18 protein-coding genes and 1 riboswitch are annotated in these 18,736 nt (G+C 63.3%); of the genes, 7 read left to right on the forward strand and 11 right to left on the reverse strand.

What is annotated here, in order from left to right; translation table 11 throughout:
* The 10 genes from C2E25_RS12850 to C2E25_RS12895 form a co-directional block, all read right to left on the reverse strand.
* A complete protein-coding gene (locus C2E25_RS12850) occupies positions 1-660 on the reverse strand; it encodes a DUF3047 domain-containing protein (RefSeq protein ID WP_158247255.1) in 660 nt (219 codons plus the stop codon).
* 166 nt (positions 661-826) lie between these two features.
* Entirely contained in the window at positions 827-2,362 is a 1,536-nt protein-coding gene (locus C2E25_RS12855) for a 4Fe-4S binding protein (RefSeq protein ID WP_103116136.1), read from the reverse strand.
* Complete coding sequence (locus C2E25_RS12860; RefSeq protein WP_103116137.1) at positions 2,362-3,267, reverse strand: DUF362 domain-containing protein; 906 nt, start codon at positions 3,265-3,267, stop codon at positions 2,362-2,364. Before C2E25_RS12860 ends, C2E25_RS12855 begins: the two co-directional genes overlap by 1 nt.
* Entirely contained in the window at positions 3,267-3,875 is a 609-nt protein-coding gene (locus tag C2E25_RS12865; protein WP_103116138.1) for a glycine betaine ABC transporter substrate-binding protein, read from the reverse strand. The genes C2E25_RS12860 and C2E25_RS12865 overlap by 1 nt, the downstream gene beginning before the upstream one ends.
* A 78-nt stretch (positions 3,876-3,953) precedes the next feature.
* Positions 3,954-4,268, reverse strand: coding sequence for a DUF3467 domain-containing protein (locus C2E25_RS12870; RefSeq protein WP_103116139.1), 315 nt, complete (start codon positions 4,266-4,268; stop codon positions 3,954-3,956).
* Positions 4,269-4,305: 37 nt separating this feature from the next.
* Complete coding sequence (locus tag C2E25_RS12875; protein WP_158247256.1) at positions 4,306-6,132, reverse strand: PQQ-binding-like beta-propeller repeat protein; 1,827 nt, start codon at positions 6,130-6,132, stop codon at positions 4,306-4,308.
* Complete coding sequence (locus C2E25_RS12880) at positions 6,129-7,178, reverse strand: hypothetical protein (RefSeq protein ID WP_103116141.1); 1,050 nt, start codon at positions 7,176-7,178, stop codon at positions 6,129-6,131. The genes C2E25_RS12875 and C2E25_RS12880 overlap by 4 nt, the downstream gene beginning before the upstream one ends.
* A 48-nt stretch (positions 7,179-7,226) precedes the next feature.
* Positions 7,227-8,186, reverse strand: coding sequence for a permease (locus C2E25_RS12885; protein WP_103116142.1), 960 nt, complete (start codon positions 8,184-8,186; stop codon positions 7,227-7,229).
* Positions 8,179-8,658 carry an FmdE family protein gene (locus C2E25_RS12890; protein WP_158247257.1) on the reverse strand — a complete coding sequence of 160 codons (480 nt, stop codon included), beginning with the start codon at positions 8,656-8,658 and terminating at the stop codon, positions 8,179-8,181. The genes C2E25_RS12885 and C2E25_RS12890 overlap by 8 nt, the downstream gene beginning before the upstream one ends.
* A 396-nt stretch (positions 8,659-9,054) precedes the next feature.
* The gene (locus C2E25_RS12895) at positions 9,055-9,936 is read right to left on the reverse strand and encodes an AAA family ATPase (protein WP_103116144.1); all 882 of its coding nucleotides are present in this window, start codon (positions 9,934-9,936) and stop codon (positions 9,055-9,057) included.
* Between the two features lie 379 nt (positions 9,937-10,315).
* On the opposite strand from C2E25_RS12895, the gene C2E25_RS12900 reads away from it, so the two are divergent.
* The gene (locus C2E25_RS12900; RefSeq protein ID WP_158247258.1) at positions 10,316-11,047 is read left to right on the forward strand and encodes a PilZ domain-containing protein; all 732 of its coding nucleotides are present in this window, start codon (positions 10,316-10,318) and stop codon (positions 11,045-11,047) included.
* Positions 11,048-11,634: 587 nt separating this feature from the next.
* On the opposite strand, the gene C2E25_RS12905 is transcribed toward C2E25_RS12900, so the two are convergent.
* Entirely contained in the window at positions 11,635-11,955 is a 321-nt protein-coding gene (locus C2E25_RS12905; protein ID WP_085011793.1) for a hypothetical protein, read from the reverse strand.
* Between the two features lie 124 nt (positions 11,956-12,079).
* A riboswitch (TPP riboswitch) is annotated at positions 12,080-12,184 on the forward strand.
* Positions 12,185-12,231: 47 nt separating this feature from the next.
* Between C2E25_RS12905 and thiF the strand changes: the two genes are divergently transcribed.
* The 6 genes from thiF (at position 12,232) to C2E25_RS12935 (ending at position 18,515) form a co-directional block, all read left to right on the forward strand.
* Complete coding sequence (gene thiF / locus C2E25_RS12910; protein WP_103116146.1) at positions 12,232-13,056, forward strand: sulfur carrier protein ThiS adenylyltransferase ThiF; 825 nt, start codon at positions 12,232-12,234, stop codon at positions 13,054-13,056.
* Positions 13,047-13,247 (forward strand): sulfur carrier protein ThiS, encoded by a 201-nt coding sequence (gene thiS, locus C2E25_RS12915; protein ID WP_103116147.1) that lies wholly within the window; start codon positions 13,047-13,049, stop codon positions 13,245-13,247. The genes thiF and thiS overlap by 10 nt, the downstream gene beginning before the upstream one ends.
* 128 nt (positions 13,248-13,375) lie before the next feature.
* Positions 13,376-14,155 carry a thiazole synthase gene (locus tag C2E25_RS12920; RefSeq protein ID WP_103116148.1) on the forward strand — a complete coding sequence of 260 codons (780 nt, stop codon included), beginning with the start codon at positions 13,376-13,378 and terminating at the stop codon, positions 14,153-14,155.
* Positions 14,156-14,298: 143 nt separating this feature from the next.
* Positions 14,299-15,435, forward strand: coding sequence for a 2-iminoacetate synthase ThiH (thiH, locus tag C2E25_RS12925; protein ID WP_103116149.1), 1,137 nt, complete (start codon positions 14,299-14,301; stop codon positions 15,433-15,435).
* A 7-nt stretch (positions 15,436-15,442) separates the two neighbouring features.
* A complete protein-coding gene (gene thiE, locus C2E25_RS12930) occupies positions 15,443-16,069 on the forward strand; it encodes a thiamine phosphate synthase (protein WP_103116150.1) in 627 nt (208 codons plus the stop codon).
* Positions 16,070-16,742: 673 nt separating this feature from the next.
* Positions 16,743-18,515 (forward strand): SLC13 family permease, encoded by a 1,773-nt coding sequence (locus C2E25_RS12935; RefSeq protein ID WP_103116151.1) that lies wholly within the window; start codon positions 16,743-16,745, stop codon positions 18,513-18,515.
* Positions 18,516-18,736 lie beyond the last annotated feature (221 nt).

Below are 18,736 nucleotides of genomic sequence, written 5' to 3' on the forward strand. Positions count from 1 at the left end.
TCATTCTCCGGTCGCTGCCGAGGCCGTTACGCCGGAACTGATACGAAGATCATCGTACCAGGCTACCGCCCGACCGCCGGTATCGTCGCCGTCGGTCATGATGGCGATGGCACCGACCGGCGGCGGCTCCTCACCGAACGCGCGCCGGAAATCCTTCAGCACATTGCGCCGTTCCAGCCGCCACTCCCCCGCATGCCGATTGCCGCTTTCGACCGCCAGCATCATCGATTTTGACGTCACCGGACTCGGTGCCAACGTCTCCCGCGGCAGACGATTGCCCCAGATATAATTGAGTGTGCGGGTCTTGAAAAAAAATCGTCCCGGGAAAATGACATAAATACGGGCGGCGTAGTCGTCTGTCGCCCGGCGGGAGCCGTCCCCACCCGGCAGGGTCGCGGCAATTTTCCAGCGCCAGGAAAGAATCGGATAATCCTGCAGCCGGTAGCTGTAATTCAGAACCAGGCCGCTGGCCGAGCCATCACATTGCGCCTTGAGGCAATAGCCTCCGGTTGCCGGATCAGGAACCAGGCGATAGCGGGTTGTGCCGTGAAATTCTTTTTCCCGCCACCGGGACAGAGATCCCTTGTTGAAATCCTCAAGTATCCGGCCGGCGGACTGGGCCCGGAGCAGGCCGGGAGTCACCAGCAAAAGCAGCACCATCAGCAGACACCAGCAGGCAGGGTGTTGAAAAAGTCCCGCTCCCCAGGCTGAGCAAAAATGTCCAGATGCAAGGCGTCCGCCCCCCCGTGGAACAAGGCGTACCGAAAGGTACGTCGTTGACGCGGGGGGAGAACAACACCGCAGATGGGCGTTTTTCATCAGCCTTCTAAGCCAGGCCATCACGCTTCCTGCGGCTTTCGTTCTCGTTCGTGACCCGAATCGCGGATCGCCCCTCGACCGGGCATCTGGTTTCGCAGATACCGCAACCGATGCACAGCTTTCCCACCACCCGCGGAATTTTCAATATCTTGATCCGGCTCTGCACCAGGACCTGCTTCTGTTCAAAAACAATCGCCTTGCGACCGGTCGGACAATGTTCCTCGCAGACCAGGCATTCTTCGTTGCGGGCATAGGGCAGACAACGGTCCTTGTCGAGGACCGCCAGACCGATAACTGTTTTGTGCTTCTGTTCAAGCGTCAGCGGGCGGATGGCCCCGGTCGGACAGACCTGCCCGCAGAGGGTGCAGTTGTATTCGCAATAGCCGAAACGCGCCACCAGGCGCGGGGTCCACAGCCCGAGTGGCCCGGCATCAAGCCAGGCCGGCTGCAGGGCCCGGCCGATACAGACCTTGAGGCATTCTCCACAGCGGATGCAACGGCGCAGGAATTCATCTTCGGCCACCGCTCCCGGCGGTCGCAGCAGGTAGGAGTCGGCGGAAGCCGCCGCCGGGGCAATGGAGGCCGTCGGACCGACCAACGCCCCGACCGCCAGGGCGGTGACCACCTCGCGGCGTCGCAGATCGACCTGCCCGGATCCTTCACGGCCGTGAAAACCGAAACGGACCCGCTCTGCGGGGCAGTATTCAGTACACTCGAAACAGAGGACGCATTCACTGCGGGCGTGACCGTCGCTGCCGGTTGCCGCCATGCGGCAGGCGCTCTGACAGCGGCTGCAGTCACTGCACAGCGACGCCGGTTCACGGCGCACCAGCGCGTGACGGGAACAGAGACCGAGCAGGGCGCCGAGGGGACAGAGGTTGCGACACCAGAAACGACGCTCGAACTTTTCCAGCAGCAGCACAGCGAGAAAAACCAGCGCGGTAAAGAGCCCGAGGGCAAAAACCGGCTGCTGAAAGGCCATCAGGTGGTCACGCCAGAAGGGATAGGCGCCATTGACCAGATCAGAAATCAGCGGCAGATGATGGTCATAGAAAAAATCGAAAACCCGGTTGGCGAACAGATTGTAGACCGGATAGAGACTGAAGGTCAGGGTCCGTAGAAACAGGCTTAAGGGATCGAACCAGCCGAAGACCTGAACACCGAACAGGGCGGCGGCGGAGAGGGCCAGCAACAACAGGTACTTGATCTTGCGCAGACCCGGGCGGGACCTGCCGCCGGGGCTTTTCAGCAGCCTGCCGGCACCGTCGAGGGTGGTTCCCAACGGACAGATCCAGCCACAGAAGAAACGCCCGAGCAGGACGGTCGCAACGATGACAAGCAGAGCCGGCCAAAGCAATTGCCAGGCGAAGGCGCCGGGGGCAAAGAAATCGGCCAGGGCGGCCAAAGGGTCGATGCGGAAGAGCAGCGAGACCGGGTAAGGGAGTTCATCCAGACCACGATATTCAGTGGCCACAAAGAGCCAGAAGAAGCCGAGCAGGCAACCGAGTTGGCAGACTATCCGCAAGCGGCGCAGACCCGTCATCAGACCATCTTCACCCGGTCGAGATCCATCACCCCGAGCCCGCGGCGGGCGCCGGCAACGACCGAGGGAAGATCCGTCGGCTGCAGCCCGAAGAGAGTGGTCCCCATGGCATCGGCGGCGACAATATCAGGGGACGCGATCAGGGTGTTGCGCACTTCGACATCCTCCAGCCGTCCTCCCTGGGGACCGTTGGCGATCAGGATGCGGGTCGCGTCGATGATGGTCAGATCAGTGTGAACCACCTGGTTGATGTCAACCAGGGCCTGATCGATACCGCGGTGCAGGACCCCGCGGTTGCCGCCGATCACCCCCATGACATTCTTCATCCCGAGAGTCAGGCCCGAGATCGAATGATGCTTGGCGATAGGCAGGTTGATAAAGCGGTCGGCCTCCAGGGCGGGCCGGTAAAAGGACCAGCGATTCAGCTTGACACCACCGGCGATAACCAGTTCGTGATAGGCGCGGCGATCCATGTGTTCGACCCGCAGCCGCTTGTCGGGAATCTCCCGCAGGATATCCTCGATGCCGCTCTGGCGGTAACAGCGACGCGGATCATTGCAGGTCCGGTCGAACACCCTCACCCGCCCGGCACCGGCTTCAAGACAGAGCAGGACAACTTCCCTGACAACCTCGGGATGGGTATTGGCGGCCAGTTCAACGGTACGGTCCCAGCCGATATTCGGTTTGACCACCACCGTCTCACCCGGTTTGACAAATCGCCGCATGCCGCCCAGGGCGGCAACCGTTTCACGCACCAGCCGGGGGATATCGGTTCCTTTGCGCAGGGCCAGGGGCGGGTCTGCCGCGACCGCCGGCAGGGCCTGCAGATCAAGACAGGGAAGACCACCGACGGCCGTCAGGGCCGCAACCTGCAGGCTGCGGCGAATGAAGGCGCGACGATCCACTAGATCAGTCGTTTCTGTTTAAGGAAGGCACGGGCCACCCGTCGCGGCGGTTGACTGGCGGCCTCGGTTTCCAATCGCTTGATTTCATCCTGGTCAACCCGCCCGCCGAGTTTGTTGATCAGGCGCGCCAGGGCGGGGAATTTTTTCAGCGTGTCCTTGCGTACCACCGGCGCCGCCTCGGCCGGAACCCCGGCGGGAGCAACCCCCTCGGCACTGAAACCGAGAGGCTTGAGCCAGATCAGGTTGAGATCCTGATTGTAGGTCTTTTTCACCGCCTGGTAGAGTTGCCTGGCGTCAGTGATCGGTTCGGCATGGAGGATGTCAACCTGCCCGGCGCCGGTATACTCGATGTACATGTCGAGGTCAGCCTTCAGCAGGGCCTGGTGAATCTGCCGGTGATTCTCGAAATTGACCACCTTGACCGTGGTCCCGGTCCGTTCACTGATCAGCACCGCCAGCAGTTGCGCGAGAACCTGCTGCTGAGGATTGTTGACCGCGCCGAGGACCAGGGTCTTGCCGACACAGGCCCGAGCGGCCCCCGGCGACAACGACAGGCAGACCAGCAGCACGACAAAACAACCGACCAGCAAACGAACTTTCTGTTTCATGACATCCTTCTCCTGAGAAAAACCGCCGCGAGGAGGCTGGAACCTCCGGACATACAAACAAGTTCCGTGCCAGCGGCCTCAGTGATAATGCCCGACCGGTTCCCGTTCCGGCCCGGGCTCAACCGTCACCGGCCCGAACCGGGCTTCGTAACGCGCCATGTTCTCCTGCAGGACCTGGATCAACCGCTTGACATGCCGCGGCGAGGTGATCACCCGCGAACGCACCTTGGCCCGCGGTGCCTGGGGCTGAACGAAAATGAAATCGAGGGTGAACTCGGCATCGGTATGATTGACCACCGCCAGGTTGGCATAGCAGCCCTGGGCGGTCTCTTCATCAAGCTGGATTTCGATGCGCAGTTCCTGCCGGTCCTGCGTCCCCTTCTTTTCTTCCATGGTTTCTCCTCTGGCAGTAAACCACTGCGTTGAAAAATCAGTCCTCGCGCAGCCGCAGAAAATGGATCCGGCTGTCACGGGCCCCGAAAACCAGTCGCCCGTCAATCAGCAGCGGGGTCGACTGAATGGCATTGGTGAAATCCGCCCGGGCGAGCGGGTCACCGTTCAAAGCGTTAAAAACCTGCATCACGCCACGGTTGTCGCCGACGAATATCCGCCCCCCGGCAATCAGCGGCGTGGCATAGGAGGGACCCGCAAGGTCGACACTCCAGAGCGGTTCTCCCCGGTCGGCGGTCAGGCAGTGCAGACGCCCGGCGGCGGTGGCGAGATAGAGCAGTCCGTCACTGAGGACCGGCGCCCCGTAGTAGCAGGTCTCGGCCAGGTCGCGACGCCACAGCTGCCGGCCGTCATCATCGAGAGCCAGAACGTCTCCCCCGCGGGTGACCAGGATGACCCCCCCGGCGGTCACCAGCGGCGTCGACAGCAGCGGCGCGCCCAGATCGAGAGTGGTCAGCAGCTGCCCGTCAAGCGAGAGGATGCTCAACCGGCCGCTGCCGCTGGGCTGAAAGATACGCCCCCGGGCAACCGCCGGCGCGGCGCGCAGCGGAGCCCCGCAGTCCTGCTTCCAAAGCAGCTTGCCGCTGCCCGCGTCAAGGGCGTAAAGGCGCCCGTTCCAGGCCGGCACCAGCAGCTGCTTCCCGACCCGGACCAGCCCGCCCTGGCGGTGGTCGTCATGGGCCGATTCGGGATAACGGAAACGCCACAGCGGACGGCCGTTGCTCCTGTCAAGCGCCAGCACCTCCCGCCCCCAGGTCTGCAGGTAGAGACGGCCACCATCCAGCGCCGGACCGGCATCAGCCACCTCGCCGAGCGCCTGTTTCCAGACCCGTTGTCCGCGGCTGTCGAAGGCGTAGGCCGAACCATCCCATCCGGGGAGGTAAATCGTTTGACCGTCACTGACCGCGCCGGCATCGAAAAACCCATCTCCGAACAATTCGGCATCCGGTTCCAGATGCAGCGCCGCGGGGCACGGTCCGGTTCCGGGCAACCAGCTGTCGGCCGGTTCGGCCCACAGGCTGCCGATGGTCGCATCCTCTCCACGGTCATAGAGCAGGGTATCGATCTTCTGGCGATCACGCGTCCCGAACCAGTTGCGTCCGAGCTTGATATCGCCGCGGAAAAAATCCCCGAGACGGACATGATGACGATTGGCGACGAAATTGTTGCCGACCACCGTCAGCGGCCTGTCGGTTTCAAAAATGAACAGCCCGGCACGATTGCCGCGCAGAATATTGTCGCGAATCTCCATTTCGCTGTTGCGGAAATTGAGGCCCTTGCCGCGATTGCCAACCACCAGGCAGCGGCGTACCACATACCGTCCCTGACCGAAACGGGTACCGTCGATGTTGTTCCGCAGCACCGAATCCTCCAGCGACCCCTTGCTGAAATGAGCATGCAGACCATGAGCGCTGTCACGGATCAAACAATGGGAAAGTTGCAGTTTGCGGGCGAAATCGACCTTGATTTCCAGCCAGTCCCCCGGCCGCGGATCATTTTCGGCACTGCGGAATTCGATCGGCTGCCGGACCGTGCCCAGGGCCAGCAGCGAGGCATGTTCGACCTCGATGGCGGCATCGCCGAGACCGTCCCGGTCGCGATCCCGACGGACGAAAAACAGCCGTGTCCCCGGCTTGATGGTCAGGGTCGCGCCACCGACCACCCGCACCTTGCCGTCAATCAGGTAATCCCCCTGCCAGACGGTATCGGTGTTGATGATGCGGTCCTCCAGCAGGGTTTGACCGCCGGTCTTCAGACCGGCACAACCGGTAAACAGCAGCAGCGCGACAACCAGCAGGCGCCTCACCACATCTCCTCCACCACAATCTCGATGTCCTGCAGATGCTGACCGGTTTTGACCACCAGGGAATGATCGTCACTGCCGTTCCAGGTGCCGTAGAGATCTCCCGGCCCCGGCGCGCCACCGAGGGTGTTGCGACCGGCCAGGTAGTAGCGGCCGCCCTCCGGCAGGGAGATCAGGAACCGGCCGTTGGCACCGGTCGGGTTGGAAACATAGTCGGGACGGTTGAGCATCCGGCTGTCGCGGTAGACCACCACCCGCGCGCCGGATACCGGTTTCCCGGAGCTGTCCCGGATCACCCCGGCAAGCGAGGTCCGACCGAACAGGCTCTGCTGCAGATCGGCGCTCTTCTCCGGAACCTGCAGCATCGGGATGTCGAGCCGCAGCACCTCGCCTTCGTGGACCTGGACCGGGTTGCCGGGATAGTAGCCGGTGAAGTCACCGGCCCGCAGCGGGCCGACCCCGCTGCCGTCGGCACGTTTGCGGGCCAGCAGGTAATAGGTCCCGGCCGGCAGCGCCAGTTCGGCGATGCCCTCATCGTCACTCGGGCCGGTCATGGCATATCCCATCCCTTTCATCTCACTGGTCAGATCGAGATAGGCATAGAGGGTCGCGCCGGGAAGCGGTTCACCATTGAGACTGACCCGGATCAGCGCCCCGCTGACAACCATCGGTTCCAGTTCCGGCGCCTGTTTCGCGACCCGAACCAGGCCGATATTGAGATCGTGTACCCCTTCCTCGCCGAGGACGACCGGATTGCGTCCGTAGTAGGCGAACAGCCCCCGCCCCCGCGCCAGCAGGTAGTACCGTCCCTCCGGCAGGTGGAGAGCGAAACGCCCATCGGCATCACTGCCCGGCGACGCATAGGGCGCGGGCTCCGCCAGGGAATAACTGCCCGCCGGATAGGCCTCCACACGGATACCGGCGGCCGGCTGCCCGTTCAACATGGTTCGGCCGCTCAGCAGCGGACCGGCGGGGGTTCCACCAAGCCAGGAACATCCGGCGGAAAAAAAAAGTGTCAGCAGGAGAAAAAAACGGGCAACGACTCTCACAATCGGACTCCAGCGGCAAAAAGCCGTCGACAGGGAAGACAACGAACGTCAGAACTTCATCAGCTGCCAGCCCCAGCCGAGCAGAACAGAGACGGTCAGGCTGACCCCGAGGAAGAGGACCAGCACCCGTCGCCGGAACATGCCGTTCAGGGCCACCATCGCCGGCAGGCTCGAAACCGGCCCCGCCAGCAGCAGGGTGTAGGCGGCGCCCTGGTCGATGCCGCGTTGCAGCAGCCCTGCCAGAATGGGAATGATCGGGATCTGGTTGGTCGGCAGCGGCAGACCGATGACCGAAGCCACCAGCGGTGAAACGATGCTCTTCTGACCGACCAGCAGGGTGATCCACTGCATCGGCACCAGGGTGACGATCAGCCCCTCCAGCAGGATCGCCAGCAACAGGAACTTGCCGGTAAAAAGCGCCGCGTCCCAACTGCGGTCCCAAATGAAACGCAGCTTGCTGGACCGCGGCACAATCTGCATCGAACGCACCTCGATACCGGCCGCGGCGCCGATCTCCTTCGCCGGAGCCAGGGTTCCGTCCTCCCGCAGAACCGGCTTGAGCAGCAGTTCATCCGCCCCCAGCCAGCCCCTTTTCTCCGCCCAGAGGGTGGCCATGCCGACCGCCAGCCCGAGAGCCCCGGAGCCGACCAGTTTCAATATCGCCCAATCCATACCCAGGCCGCGCCAGGTGAGCAGCAGCGCGTCCGGCCCCATGGTCGGCGAGGTTGCCAGGATCGCCAGCAGCGGCGCCAGCGGGGTGCCGATCATCGCCAGCGAAATCACCACCGGCAGAATACCACAGGCACAGAGCGGGGAGACCATGCCGACGCCGATAGCGACCAGGATGCCGAACGGCCCGCTGCGCTTGACGGCGTCGCGGATCTGCAGGTCGAGCTTGTAACCCTTGATCAGGCCGACCAGCAGCGCCGAGAGGATGAAGATCCACCACATGCGGCCGATCTCCATCCAGACCACGCCGAGATATTGCTGCCACCAGGGATCAGCCATGGTTTTCTTCCCGGATCAGCAACAGCTCGTCATCGCCCATGTCCCACAACCTGACCAGCAACGCATCCAGAGCTTCTTCCCGCAGCCCCTCGCGACGCTCACGCTCGGCGGAATCGAGATCATCCCACCCCGCCTCCAACTGGTAGCCGAGACGACGATAGTTGCCGGCCAGTTCGAGGGCCGTCGGGGCAAGTTCGATTTCAAGCCTCCCGACAGCATGCTCCAGGCGCAGCAGATGACGTCCTTCGGGTATCACCTGCAGACGGTCGTCATCCTCACTGAGACCGGTCACCTCGGCGATGCCGTCAACCGCGCAGGTTCGTGTCAGGTAGCTGCCCCGCACGTCTCCCCACTCCGCCCTTCGCAGGCGGAGTACCGCCAGGCCGATCCGCCCGCCGAGGGTACTCATGGTGCAGCGATGGCCGTGACGAGCGTAGATGCGGGCGAATATGTCGGGAGCCGGTGTAATCATGTGCTGTCGATTCACCATGCGATAAAAAGCGTTGGCCGCCAAAACATACCAGGAAAACCTTTTTAACGGAGAGGTGCAGAGAGAGAGAGACGCAAAGAGAATCAAATCCGGCCTGGGTTTAAACCCACAAGCCAGAATGGCTTGTGGGTCTCCCCACCTCTGCCCCTCTCCGTCTCTGCGTTGAGAGCTTTTGAACGCATGGCGCCAAGGACCGCCCTCACACCCCGCCCCTCGCACCTGTCAACGAAGCGCGAGTCCATCTTGCCGCACCACTGAAGGGCGAGGGATTTTTCGTCAGATCAAGGCGGGCTGACGATTCCCGCGGAGGCGTAGCGGCAGCTACGTCGCACAAGGGAATTACGACTCCAACGCCGAGCTGGCGGAAAAGAACCGCCCCTAGAATTCATAGTGGTGGGGGCAGTCTGTGTTCCGTATCTCCCAATACTTCTCCACCATATCCGGAGTCAGAAACTGCCGCACTTCCTTGAGCGCCTTCTCGAAGTGCGCCCCGGTGACCGTCGTCGCGTCCTCCTTGATGGCATTGACCGTGGCTCGTTTGCAGAGACTCTCGATATCCCAACCGACATAGCCTTCGGCGGCGGCCGCCAAGGCGTCCCGATCGATCCCCGGCGCGAGGTTGGGCATTTTATCCATGTAGATATCGAGCATGCCCCGCCGGTCGACGGCGGTGGGCGGATGAACGAAGACCTTGCGATTGAACCGTTTCTTTTCCTTGATCAGCGCCTGATCGACGGTGTCGATACGATAACAGGAACCGAGCAGGGTCACCCCGGAAACGCCGTTGATACGGTCGACCTGCTCGATGAACAGCCGGGTCAGGTCCTTGTCGGCGAAGGTCGGCGGGATCGCCCGGCGGTTGCCCGGGCTCCAGTCGTAGTCGCAGCCGGCCCGCGGCGCCAGCCATTCACAATCGGAAATGAAGAGGATACAGGGAGTCTCGTGAATCGCGGTATCAAAGGCCTCGACCATCTCCTGATGTTTGCCGAGCATCTCCTGGCCGGAGATATAGACAAAGGAAACCCCCGCTTCGCGGGCGCAGGCTTCGGCGAGCATGGTGATGCCGGTGCCCAGCGGTCCCCACATCATCACCCCGGCCGGCAGACCGAGATTGTGCCGGGCGATCAGCTCCGGTTTCTGGATCGGCAGGCAGACCATTTCACGCAGGGTCTGCTTGACGTCATCATAACCACCGATATCGTCCCAGCAGAGTTCGGGATCACGGGTCTCGTAAAAAATATTCTGCAGTTTGCGGTGCATGGAAGAGTCGTCCTCTTAAGCGGGAATGTCCGGAGCATCTGAAAAGCCCTTTGAATCAGCAACAACCATGCCACAAAAAAAGCGCGACGGACCGAATACCGGCGGGCGAAAAGACGGAACCGGGGTGCGTCCTTTCACGCCGCGGCGAGCATTCCGGCTGCCGGCTGCGGCTCGCGACAGCTCACGCCATCCACCCCGACAAAAAGATTAACCATGTCTTATAGGACAGTTAGCGCCATCATGCCCGACGGATCAACCTGACGCCGCCGCCTCCGTCAGAATTGGAAAATGATTTGCACCAGCAGGTCGGGCGGGGCGGCGAAGATCTGTGTCGACCGCCTTGAGCACGCCGATCTCTCGGGAGGGGGGAGATATGCCCATGCCACAGCCTGCCATCGGACTACTCAAAAAAAACGACGATGACCATCAACTGGAACGCATCCTGCGCCGCCTCGGTTACCGGGTCTTCGCCTACACCCGCTGCCACCTGATGTTTTCATCCCTGGCCGGCCACGGCGCGAACCTGGCCCTGATTGACCGGCCACTGGGCGAAAAAGAAATCTCGCTGATCAAAAAATACCGAAGTCGAGAGACGAAAAACGCCGCCACGATCCTCTGCTGCGGGACGGGCCAATCCCCCCGGACACCGCCGGGCTGCAACCAGCTGGTCGATCCCCTGGATATCCCCGCCCTGCATCGGGCCCTGCAGCGGCACATGACGCAGTATGACCGCAAGAAGCTGCGCGCGTCGATCCGGCTTCCGGCCCTGGTCTGCGACCGGGGAGAACATCTTCTCGGCGAGGTCAATGTCCTGGGAACGGGAGGGGCACAACTGCAATCCTCGGCCAGACCGCTGCGCACGGGACAGAATCTCGAAGTCGTGATCCCGTTGCTGGGACAGAAGAAGGAGCTGGAAATCCCCTGCCAGGTGGTCTACGCCCAGGAACCCGTCGCGGAAAACAACTTTCATTACCAGGCGGGCATCCAGTTCCTCACCCACGACGACGAGCTTGTCCGGGACCTGGAACATTATCTCAGCTGTCATCTGCTGACGGCCCCGGATGACAACGGCTACCATTACCGCCCCGCAGCCGCTCCGCATATCACCTGAAGCGGGACCCCCATACACAACCGTTTCGAGGCCCGCGGACAACTCCGCAGATGTGTGCGTATCAGCCGCCCCCGCACAAACCGTTGAAGGGGGTTGAGACGTGCGTAGATGCAAGGCGCCTCGCGCCCGAAGGAGTGTGAGGCATAGCGGCAGCTACTCCGCAGCGACTTAGGATGCGAGCAACGCAGCAGATGCGTGCATATCGACCACCCTCGCAGTAAAGGCGGGGGCGCCCGCCAGCGCCTTACTTTTCTTGCTTGCCCAAGAAAAGTAAGCAAAAGAAGGTCACCCGACGAAGCCACCCTGCGGGTTCCTTCACTCCGGCGCCGCCCGGCGGGAGCCATGAAAACTCGGCTGACGCCTCAGACATTCATGGCTCTGTTTCCGCCGGCCGTCCCCTCCGTTCAGTGGCTTCTAACGGGAAGGAAGGTCCAATCCCCCCCAGTAGAGACGCTTCGAGGCGGTCGAGACGTGCGTAGATGCAAGGCGTCTCGCAACTGAAGGAGTGAGGTGTAGCGGCAGCTACTCCGCAGCGACTGAAGGCGCGAGCAACGCAGCAGATGCGTGCGTATCGGCCGCCCTCGCAGCTAGAGATCGTTGAGCAGGCGATAGATCGTCTGCTGCAGCCCCCATAGCCTTGCCGACCAGTCGCCGCGATCCTCCTCTTCCAGCCACAGGCGAGCTCGATCAATATCATTGTGGGCCCGCAGCAGCACCGGCGTCAATTCACGTTCAAGACGCATCTGGGGAATCTCACCGACCCCTTCACGCAACTCTTCCAGCGCGGCAACCGCCTTGGCGAGCTGGCGGACACAGCGATCACCCTCCTCGGCGGCCTCCTGCTTCAGCCGGGCATTCAGGTCGGCGGCCTCGGCCGCCAGGTCACGATAACGGGTGGAAATACTCATGGTCAAACTCCGGGATGGGGTCACTTAAAAAGGGCTCAATGGTAAGCAAAAGATCCCCTGCGGGCAAGGGGAAAAGAGGGGAAAAGAGTTGACGGCATCGGCCGCCGCTTGTTAACGTGACGATTCAATGCCCTAGGGGAGTCACCGACTGAGAGTTCCGCCACGGCGGGATGACCCTTTGAACCTGATCCGGATGATACCGGCGGAGGGAAGCGGCAACCGACAACAGTCCCACCTGTTTGCGGCCGCTTCTCTTTAAGGCGGCTGTTTTCTTTTATGCGTATCTATCTCAACGAACAGGCACTCGACATCGAGGACGGAGAAACCCTTTTCTCCCTGCGCGACCGCAGCAAACCGGACGCCGACATCCTGATCCGCAACGGTTTCCCCTGCGACCGGGACGAGTCGCTGCAGCCGGACGACCGGGTGGTGCTGATCCGGCGCGGCGAAACCCCCTCGGCCGATGAACTTGAAGCCCTGCTGATGGCCCGTCACACCCCTGGCGTGCATGCCCGCATCAAGCAGTCCTGCGTCGGTATCGCCGGTGTCGGCGGGCTCGGCTCAGCTGTTGCCATCGCCTTGGCGCGGGTCGGTGTCGGCCGCCTGGTACTGGCCGATTTTGATATCGTCGAGCCGAGCAATCTCAACCGGCAGCAGTATTTCGTCGATCAGCTCGGCTTTCCCAAGGTCACGGCCCTGGCGGAGAACCTGCGCCGCATCAACCCCTATGTCGAAATCGAAGCTCGCCATATCCGCCTGACCGCCGACAACACCGCGACGGTCTTCGCAGACGTCCAGGTGCTGGTCGAAGCTTTCGACCGACCCGACCAGAAGGCGATGCTGCTGGAAAGCTTCCGGCTGCATTGTCCCGGGCGACCGGTGGTCGCCGCCTCCGGGCTGGCCGGTTTCGGACCGGCCAACACGGTCCTGACCCGCCGCGCCGGTCGCGACTTCTACCTGGTCGGCGACGGCGACAGCGCCGCCGGTCCCGGCGAGGGGCTGATGGCCCCGCGGGTCGGCGTCGCCGCCCATCACCAGGCCAACGCCGTACTGCGACTGCTGCTCGGAGAAGACCCTACAGGAGCGACACCATGCAATTGATCATCAACGGAGAACCACGACAGGTCGATGAAGGACTGACCATCGCCGGGCTGCTGGGCCTGATGCAGCTCGACACCGCCCGCGTTGCCGTCGAGCGCAACCGCGACGTGGTCCCGCGCGAGCAGTTCAGCAGCATCGAACTGCTGGAAGAGGACTGCCTGGAGATCGTCCAGTTCGTCGGCGGCGGCTGACGGAACGCCATGAGACATCCCTTTACAGCTGTCGAACAATCCATGCTCCGGACAGACTCGCCCTTTGAACCCTGATTTGTCCGACAGCGTCCCGAACCGCTTGCCTTTCATTTGACAAGGAATCACCCATGTCCGATCAACTCACCATCGCCGATCGCAGCTTCAACTCCCGACTGCTGGTCGGCACCGGAAAATTCAGTTCCAACCAGGCGATGGTCGCCGCCATGGAGGGTGCCGGCGCCGAGATCGTCACTGTCGCCCTGCGCCGGGTTGATGTCGAGAATCCCCAGGATGACATGCTCAGCCACATCGACCGACAGCGCTACCTGCTGCTGCCGAACACCAGCGGCGCCCGCGACGCCGAGGAGGCGGTCCGCCTCGCCCGCCTCGCCCGCGCCGCCGGCTGCGAACCCTGGGTCAAGCTGGAAGTCACCCCCGACCCCTACTACCTGCTGCCCGATCCGATTGAAACCCTCAAGGCGGCGGAGATCCTGGTCAGGGACGGCTTCACGGTCCTGCCCTACATCAACGCCGACCCGGTGCTGGCCAAGCATCTGCAGGAAGCCGGCACCGCCACGGTAATGCCGCTCGGCGCGCCGATCGGCACCAACAAAGGAGTCCGCACCCGCGACCAGATCCGCATCATCATCGAGCAGGCGATCGTCCCGGTGGTGGTCGACGCCGGGCTCGGCGCCCCGAGTCACGCCGCCGAGGCAATGGAACTGGGTGCCGACGCGGTGCTGGTGAATACCGCCCTGGCGGTCGCCCATGATCCCGGCGCCATGGGGGCGGCGTTCAAAAAGGCCGTCGAAGCCGGCCGCGAGGGTTACCTCGCCGGACTCGGCGAGGAACGTGTCCAGGCCGAGGCGAGCAGCCCGTTGACCGGGTTTCTTCGGGACGGAAACTGATAAGCCATACCGCCGCCAGGACGCCAAGAGCGCCAAGAATTCCACCCCCCGAAAACAACTGTTCAATGTCCATGATGTTCTCGGCGGTTTGAACACGCACGAGCGGGGACACTAACTACCGGGACGGACCGCAAGGAACATATATGAGTTTTCTCGACATTATCCAGCAATACACCCCGGCACGGGTCGAGGAGGCGATCGCCGCCATGACCGCCGCCGACGTCGAACGCGCCCTGGCAGCCGAATATCTGAGCGAGACCGATTTCATGGCGTTGCTCTCGGAAGCCGCGGAAGATTACCTGGAACCGCTGGCGCAGAAGGCCCACCGCATCACCCGGCGCCGGTTCGGCAACACCATCCTGCTCTACGCGCCGCTCTACCTGTCCAACGAATGCCACAACGGCTGCCGTTACTGCGGCTTTTCCGCCGGCAACAAGCTGCCGCGCCGTACCCTGAACGCGGATGAAATCGAGGCTGACGCCCGGGTGCTGGCGGAACAGGGCCTCCGCCACGTGCTGCTGCTCACCGGCGAGGCGCCGAAGGTCGCCGGGGTCGACTACCTGGTGGCGGCGGTGGAACGCGTCCGCCCGCTCTTTTCATCGATCGGCATCGAAGTCTTCCCGATGGAGGAAGATGAGTACGCGCGCCTGATCGCCGCCGGCGTCGACACCCTGACCGTCTACCAGGAGACCTACAACCCCGAACTCTACGAGCAGCTGCATCCGTTCGGCAGAAAGCGGGACTACGCCTGGCGCCTGGCCACGCCGGAGCGGGGCGGCGCCGCCGGTTTGAGACGGATCGGCATCGGCGCGCTGCTCGGTCTCGGGCCGTTCCGCAGCGAGGCCTTTTTCACCGGTCTGCACGGCCGCTACCTGGCCCGCCACTTCTGGCGCAGCCAGTTGTCGGTTTCTTTCCCGCGCATGCGTCCGGCCGACGGCGGTTTCCAGCCGCCGGTGACGGTCTCCGACCGCCACTTCGTGCAACTTATCTGCGCCATGCGCCTGCTGCTGAACGATGCCGGACTGATCCTCTCGACCCGGGAAAGCGCCGAACTTCGCGACCACCTGCTGCCGCTCGGCATCACCCAGATGAGTGCCGGCAGCTGTACCGCGCCCGGCGGCTACAGCGGCACAGAGCGGGCAACCGAACAATTCGCCATCGACGACGAACGTACTCCGGCCGAGTTCGCGGCGATGCTCAGGGAGAAGGGCTATGACCCGGTCTGGAAGGACTGGGACGGCCTCTTCCTGCGTCCCGACGCGCACGCTGCGAACCACTGAGCAGGCGATGGAGATCCCGCCCCTCTACCTGATCACTGACCGCCAGGCGGTCGCCGACGGCAACCTGCTGCACTCCGTCGCCGAAGCCCTTGACAGCGGGACGCGACTCATCCAGTTGCGCGAGAAGGACCTGCCGGCGGCGCAACTGCTGCCGCTGGCGGAAAAACTGCGGCGGCTCACCGCCGACTACCGAGCCCGGTTGCTGATCAACGATCGCCTCGATGTCGCCCTGGCCTGCGAAGCCGACGGTGTCCACCTCGGCGGCCAGTCGCTGCCGGTCACCGTCGCCCGCGACCTGCTAGGTACCGACCGCCTGATCGGCGTCTCCACCCACAACCTCGCGGAACTTCACGCCGCCGAAGCCGCGGGAGCCGATTTCGTCACCTTCGGCCCGGTCTTCGCCACCCCTTCCAAGCTCCCCTACGGCACCCCGGTCGGACTTGCCGCCCTGGCCGAAGCCTGCCACGCCGGCCGCCTGCCGGTCTACGCCCTCGGCGGCATCGACCGGAACAACCTGGTCGCGGTCAGAAAATGCGGCGCCGCCGGGTTCGCCTGCATCCGCGCCATTCTCGCGGCAGGGGAACCGGGACCGGCCACCCGTGAACTTCTCATGTCCTGGAACGGGGACGGCTGAAACACCGCCCCGGTAAAATCCGTACGGACAGTTCCTGCCGGTCGAGACGCAGCAGATGCGTGCGTATCGGCCGCCCTCAGCACTACTGTTACAAGGTGGTCGAGACGTGCCCGGCAAGGCGCGCGAAGACTGAAACCGCAGGTGTAGCGGCAGCTACATCGAGGATTGAAGGCTGAGTGCAACGCCGCAGACGGGTGCGTATCGACCGCCCTCGCAGTACACCGCGGGGTCGCGGCCCCGCCCGCCGCCTTACTCTTGCCTGCTCGCAAGAGTAAGCAGAAAGAGCCATCGCCTGCGGCGGGCATGGACAGTACCCTTTGCCAGCCTTGCAGATTACGAAACCCACGGCGCTCTCGTAGCCACGCCCGGCAGTGGTGGTATGTGAACTGGCTACGCAGAGGGCAAACAAACGGGGTGCACAGGGGAGCCTGAAAAACCCCACCCGAAGGACGGGGCTCAAAGCCCCCCCCCAACACCACCGTTCCGAGGCGGCCGAGACGTGCGTAGATGCAAGGCGTCTCACGCGCCGAGGAATGAGGCGTAGCGGCAGCTACGTCGGAATGACGAGGTACGGGAGCAACGCAGCAGATGCGTGCGTATCGGCCGCCCTCCTTGAGTCGGGCTTAGAACCGGATACACTTATCCCTGAATCCTTCATAGTCCCGGAGACTCCATGAGCATCGCCCTGGTCCTGATCATCCTGCTGACCGCTATCGTCCTCTACGCCACCGAGTGGATCCGCATGGATCTCGTCAGCCTGATGGTGCTGCTGGCGGTCGGCATTTCCGGCCTGGTGACCCCGCAGGAAGCATTTTCCGGTTTTTCCAACCCGGCGGTGATCACCGTCGCGGCGATGTTCGTCCTCTCGGCCGGACTGACCCACACCGGCGCTCTCGGCCCCATCGGCGAACATCTGCTGCAGGTTTCGGGCAACTCGGAAGTGCGCATGATCGCGGCGATCATGTTCGCCAGCGCCCTCTTCTCCGCCTTCATCAACAACATCGGCGCCACCGCCATGCTCATGCCACTGGTCACCGCCGTCGCCCAGAAGGGCCGCCTGAGCCCCTCGAAGCTGCTCATTCCACTCGCCTTCGGCTCACTGCTCGGCGGGGTCTGCACCATGATCGGCACCCCGCCCAATATCCTCGTCAACGAGTTGCTCAAACAGCATACCGGTCAGGAATTCGGCATGTTCTCCTTTACCCCGGTCGGCGTGGTGCTGCTGACCTGCGGCATTCTCTTCATGCTGCTGGTCGGCCGCCACCTGCTGCCGGAGCGCAAGGCCGGCTCCCTCACCGAAGCCTACCAGATCAAGGAATACATCAGCGAAATCGAACTGCTGGAGAATTCCCCCCTGATCGGCAAAACCATCTCCGGATGCGGGTTGGAACGGGATTTCGGCCTGCAGGTCCGGGCACTGCTGCGGGGACGGGAAAAATTCCCCTTCCCCCACCGCAACCGCAAGCTGCAGAGCGGCGACATCCTGTTCCTGGAGGGGGACCCGTCCGGCATCCTCAAGGTGCGGGAGAAGAAAGGGCTGCAACTGGTCCAGGAGGCGGAGCATCCGACCCCGGCCGAAGCCGGCCAGGAGGAGATCGTGGTGGTGGAGGGGGCGTTGACGCCAACCTCGGAGATGGTCGGCAAAACCCTGCGCGATGTCCGCTTCGCCGACACCCACGGACTGACGGTGCTCGGCATCTGGCGCAAGGGAGCGCCGGTGGTGAAAAAGGTCGATCACGTGGTGCTGCGTTTCGGCGATGTGCTGCTGCTGCAGGGGACCAGGCAACGGGCCATTCACCTCGGCCGGGACCATGGTTTTCTGCTGCTCGGCAACGTTGACCGGGTGCCGTTCCGACCGCGTCGCGGTCCGGCGGCCATCCTGGTCCTGCTGGGCGTGGTCGCCCTGGCGGCCACCGGCCTGATGCCGATCATGCTGGCAGCCACCCTCGGGGCGCTGGCGATGATCATGATCCGCTGCCTGACGGTCAAGGAAGCCTACGAAGCCATCGACTGGTCGATCATTATCCTGATTGCCGGCACCCTGCCCCTGGGAATCGCCATGGAGCGCAGCGGCACGGCGCGCCTGCTGGCCGATTTCATGCTCAACCTGCTCGGCCCGTTCGGCCCCTGGGCGGTGCTTGCCGGGCTGTTTCTGGCCACCTTCCTGCTCACCGCGGTGATGAGCAACGCCGCCACCGCGGTACTGATCGCGCCGATTGCCTTCGAAGCCGCTATCGACCTCGGTGTCAACCCGCAACCGTTCTACATGACCGTCGCGGTAGCCGCTTCGGCCAGCTTCCTGACCCCGGTCAGCCACCAGTCCAACGCCCTGGTGATGGGTCCGGGCGGCTACCGTTTCGTCGACTACCTGAAGGTCGGCACCCCCCTCAACCTGCTGATCTGGCTGGTCGGTAGCCTGCTGATCCCGCTGGTTTTCCCATTCTGAGCCGACGCACAGCACTACCGTCGCAAGGTGGTCGAGACGTGCCTGAGTGCAACACCGCAGACGGGCGCATATCGGCCGCCCCCAGCACTACCGTTGAAGGCGGTCGAGACGTGCGTAGATGCAAGGCGCCTCGCAACTGAAGGAGTGAGGTGTAGCGGCAGCTACTCCGCAGCGACTGAAGGTGCGAGCAACGCAGCAGATGCGTGCGTATCGGCCGCCCC

Source organism: Geothermobacter hydrogeniphilus, from assembly GCF_002898515.1.
Classification (GTDB): domain Bacteria; phylum Desulfobacterota; class Desulfuromonadia; order Desulfuromonadales; family Geothermobacteraceae; genus Geothermobacter_A.

What these genes read in the sequence shown, in the direction of transcription:
- C2E25_RS12890 (WP_158247257.1), bottom strand. Translation starts at nt 8,658, where the DNA reads ATGATTACACCGGCTCCCGACATATTCGCCCGCATCTACGCTCGTCAC.
- thiE (WP_103116150.1), top strand. Translation starts at nt 15,443, where the DNA reads ATGGAGATCCCGCCCCTCTACCTGATCACTGACCGCCAGGCGGTCGCC.
- thiH (WP_103116149.1), top strand. Translation starts at nt 14,299, where the DNA reads ATGAGTTTTCTCGACATTATCCAGCAATACACCCCGGCACGGGTCGAG.
- thiF (WP_103116146.1), top strand. Translation starts at nt 12,232, where the DNA reads ATGCGTATCTATCTCAACGAACAGGCACTCGACATCGAGGACGGAGAA.
- C2E25_RS12870 (WP_103116139.1), bottom strand. Translation starts at nt 4,268, where the DNA reads ATGGAAGAAAAGAAGGGGACGCAGGACCGGCAGGAACTGCGCATCGAA.
- C2E25_RS12920 (WP_103116148.1), top strand. Translation starts at nt 13,376, where the DNA reads ATGTCCGATCAACTCACCATCGCCGATCGCAGCTTCAACTCCCGACTG.
- C2E25_RS12865 (WP_103116138.1), bottom strand. Translation starts at nt 3,875, where the DNA reads ATGAAACAGAAAGTTCGTTTGCTGGTCGGTTGTTTTGTCGTGCTGCTG.
- C2E25_RS12885 (WP_103116142.1), bottom strand. Translation starts at nt 8,186, where the DNA reads ATGGCTGATCCCTGGTGGCAGCAATATCTCGGCGTGGTCTGGATGGAG.
- C2E25_RS12855 (WP_103116136.1), bottom strand. Translation starts at nt 2,362, where the DNA reads ATGACGGGTCTGCGCCGCTTGCGGATAGTCTGCCAACTCGGTTGCCTG.
- C2E25_RS12935 (WP_103116151.1), top strand. Translation starts at nt 16,743, where the DNA reads ATGAGCATCGCCCTGGTCCTGATCATCCTGCTGACCGCTATCGTCCTC.
- C2E25_RS12905 (WP_085011793.1), bottom strand. Translation starts at nt 11,955, where the DNA reads ATGAGTATTTCCACCCGTTATCGTGACCTGGCGGCCGAGGCCGCCGAC.
- thiS (WP_103116147.1), top strand. Translation starts at nt 13,047, where the DNA reads ATGCAATTGATCATCAACGGAGAACCACGACAGGTCGATGAAGGACTG.
- C2E25_RS12895 (WP_103116144.1), bottom strand. Translation starts at nt 9,936, where the DNA reads ATGCACCGCAAACTGCAGAATATTTTTTACGAGACCCGTGATCCCGAA.
- C2E25_RS12900 (WP_158247258.1), top strand. Translation starts at nt 10,316, where the DNA reads ATGCCACAGCCTGCCATCGGACTACTCAAAAAAAACGACGATGACCAT.
- C2E25_RS12850 (WP_158247255.1), bottom strand. Translation starts at nt 660, where the DNA reads ATGGTGCTGCTTTTGCTGGTGACTCCCGGCCTGCTCCGGGCCCAGTCC.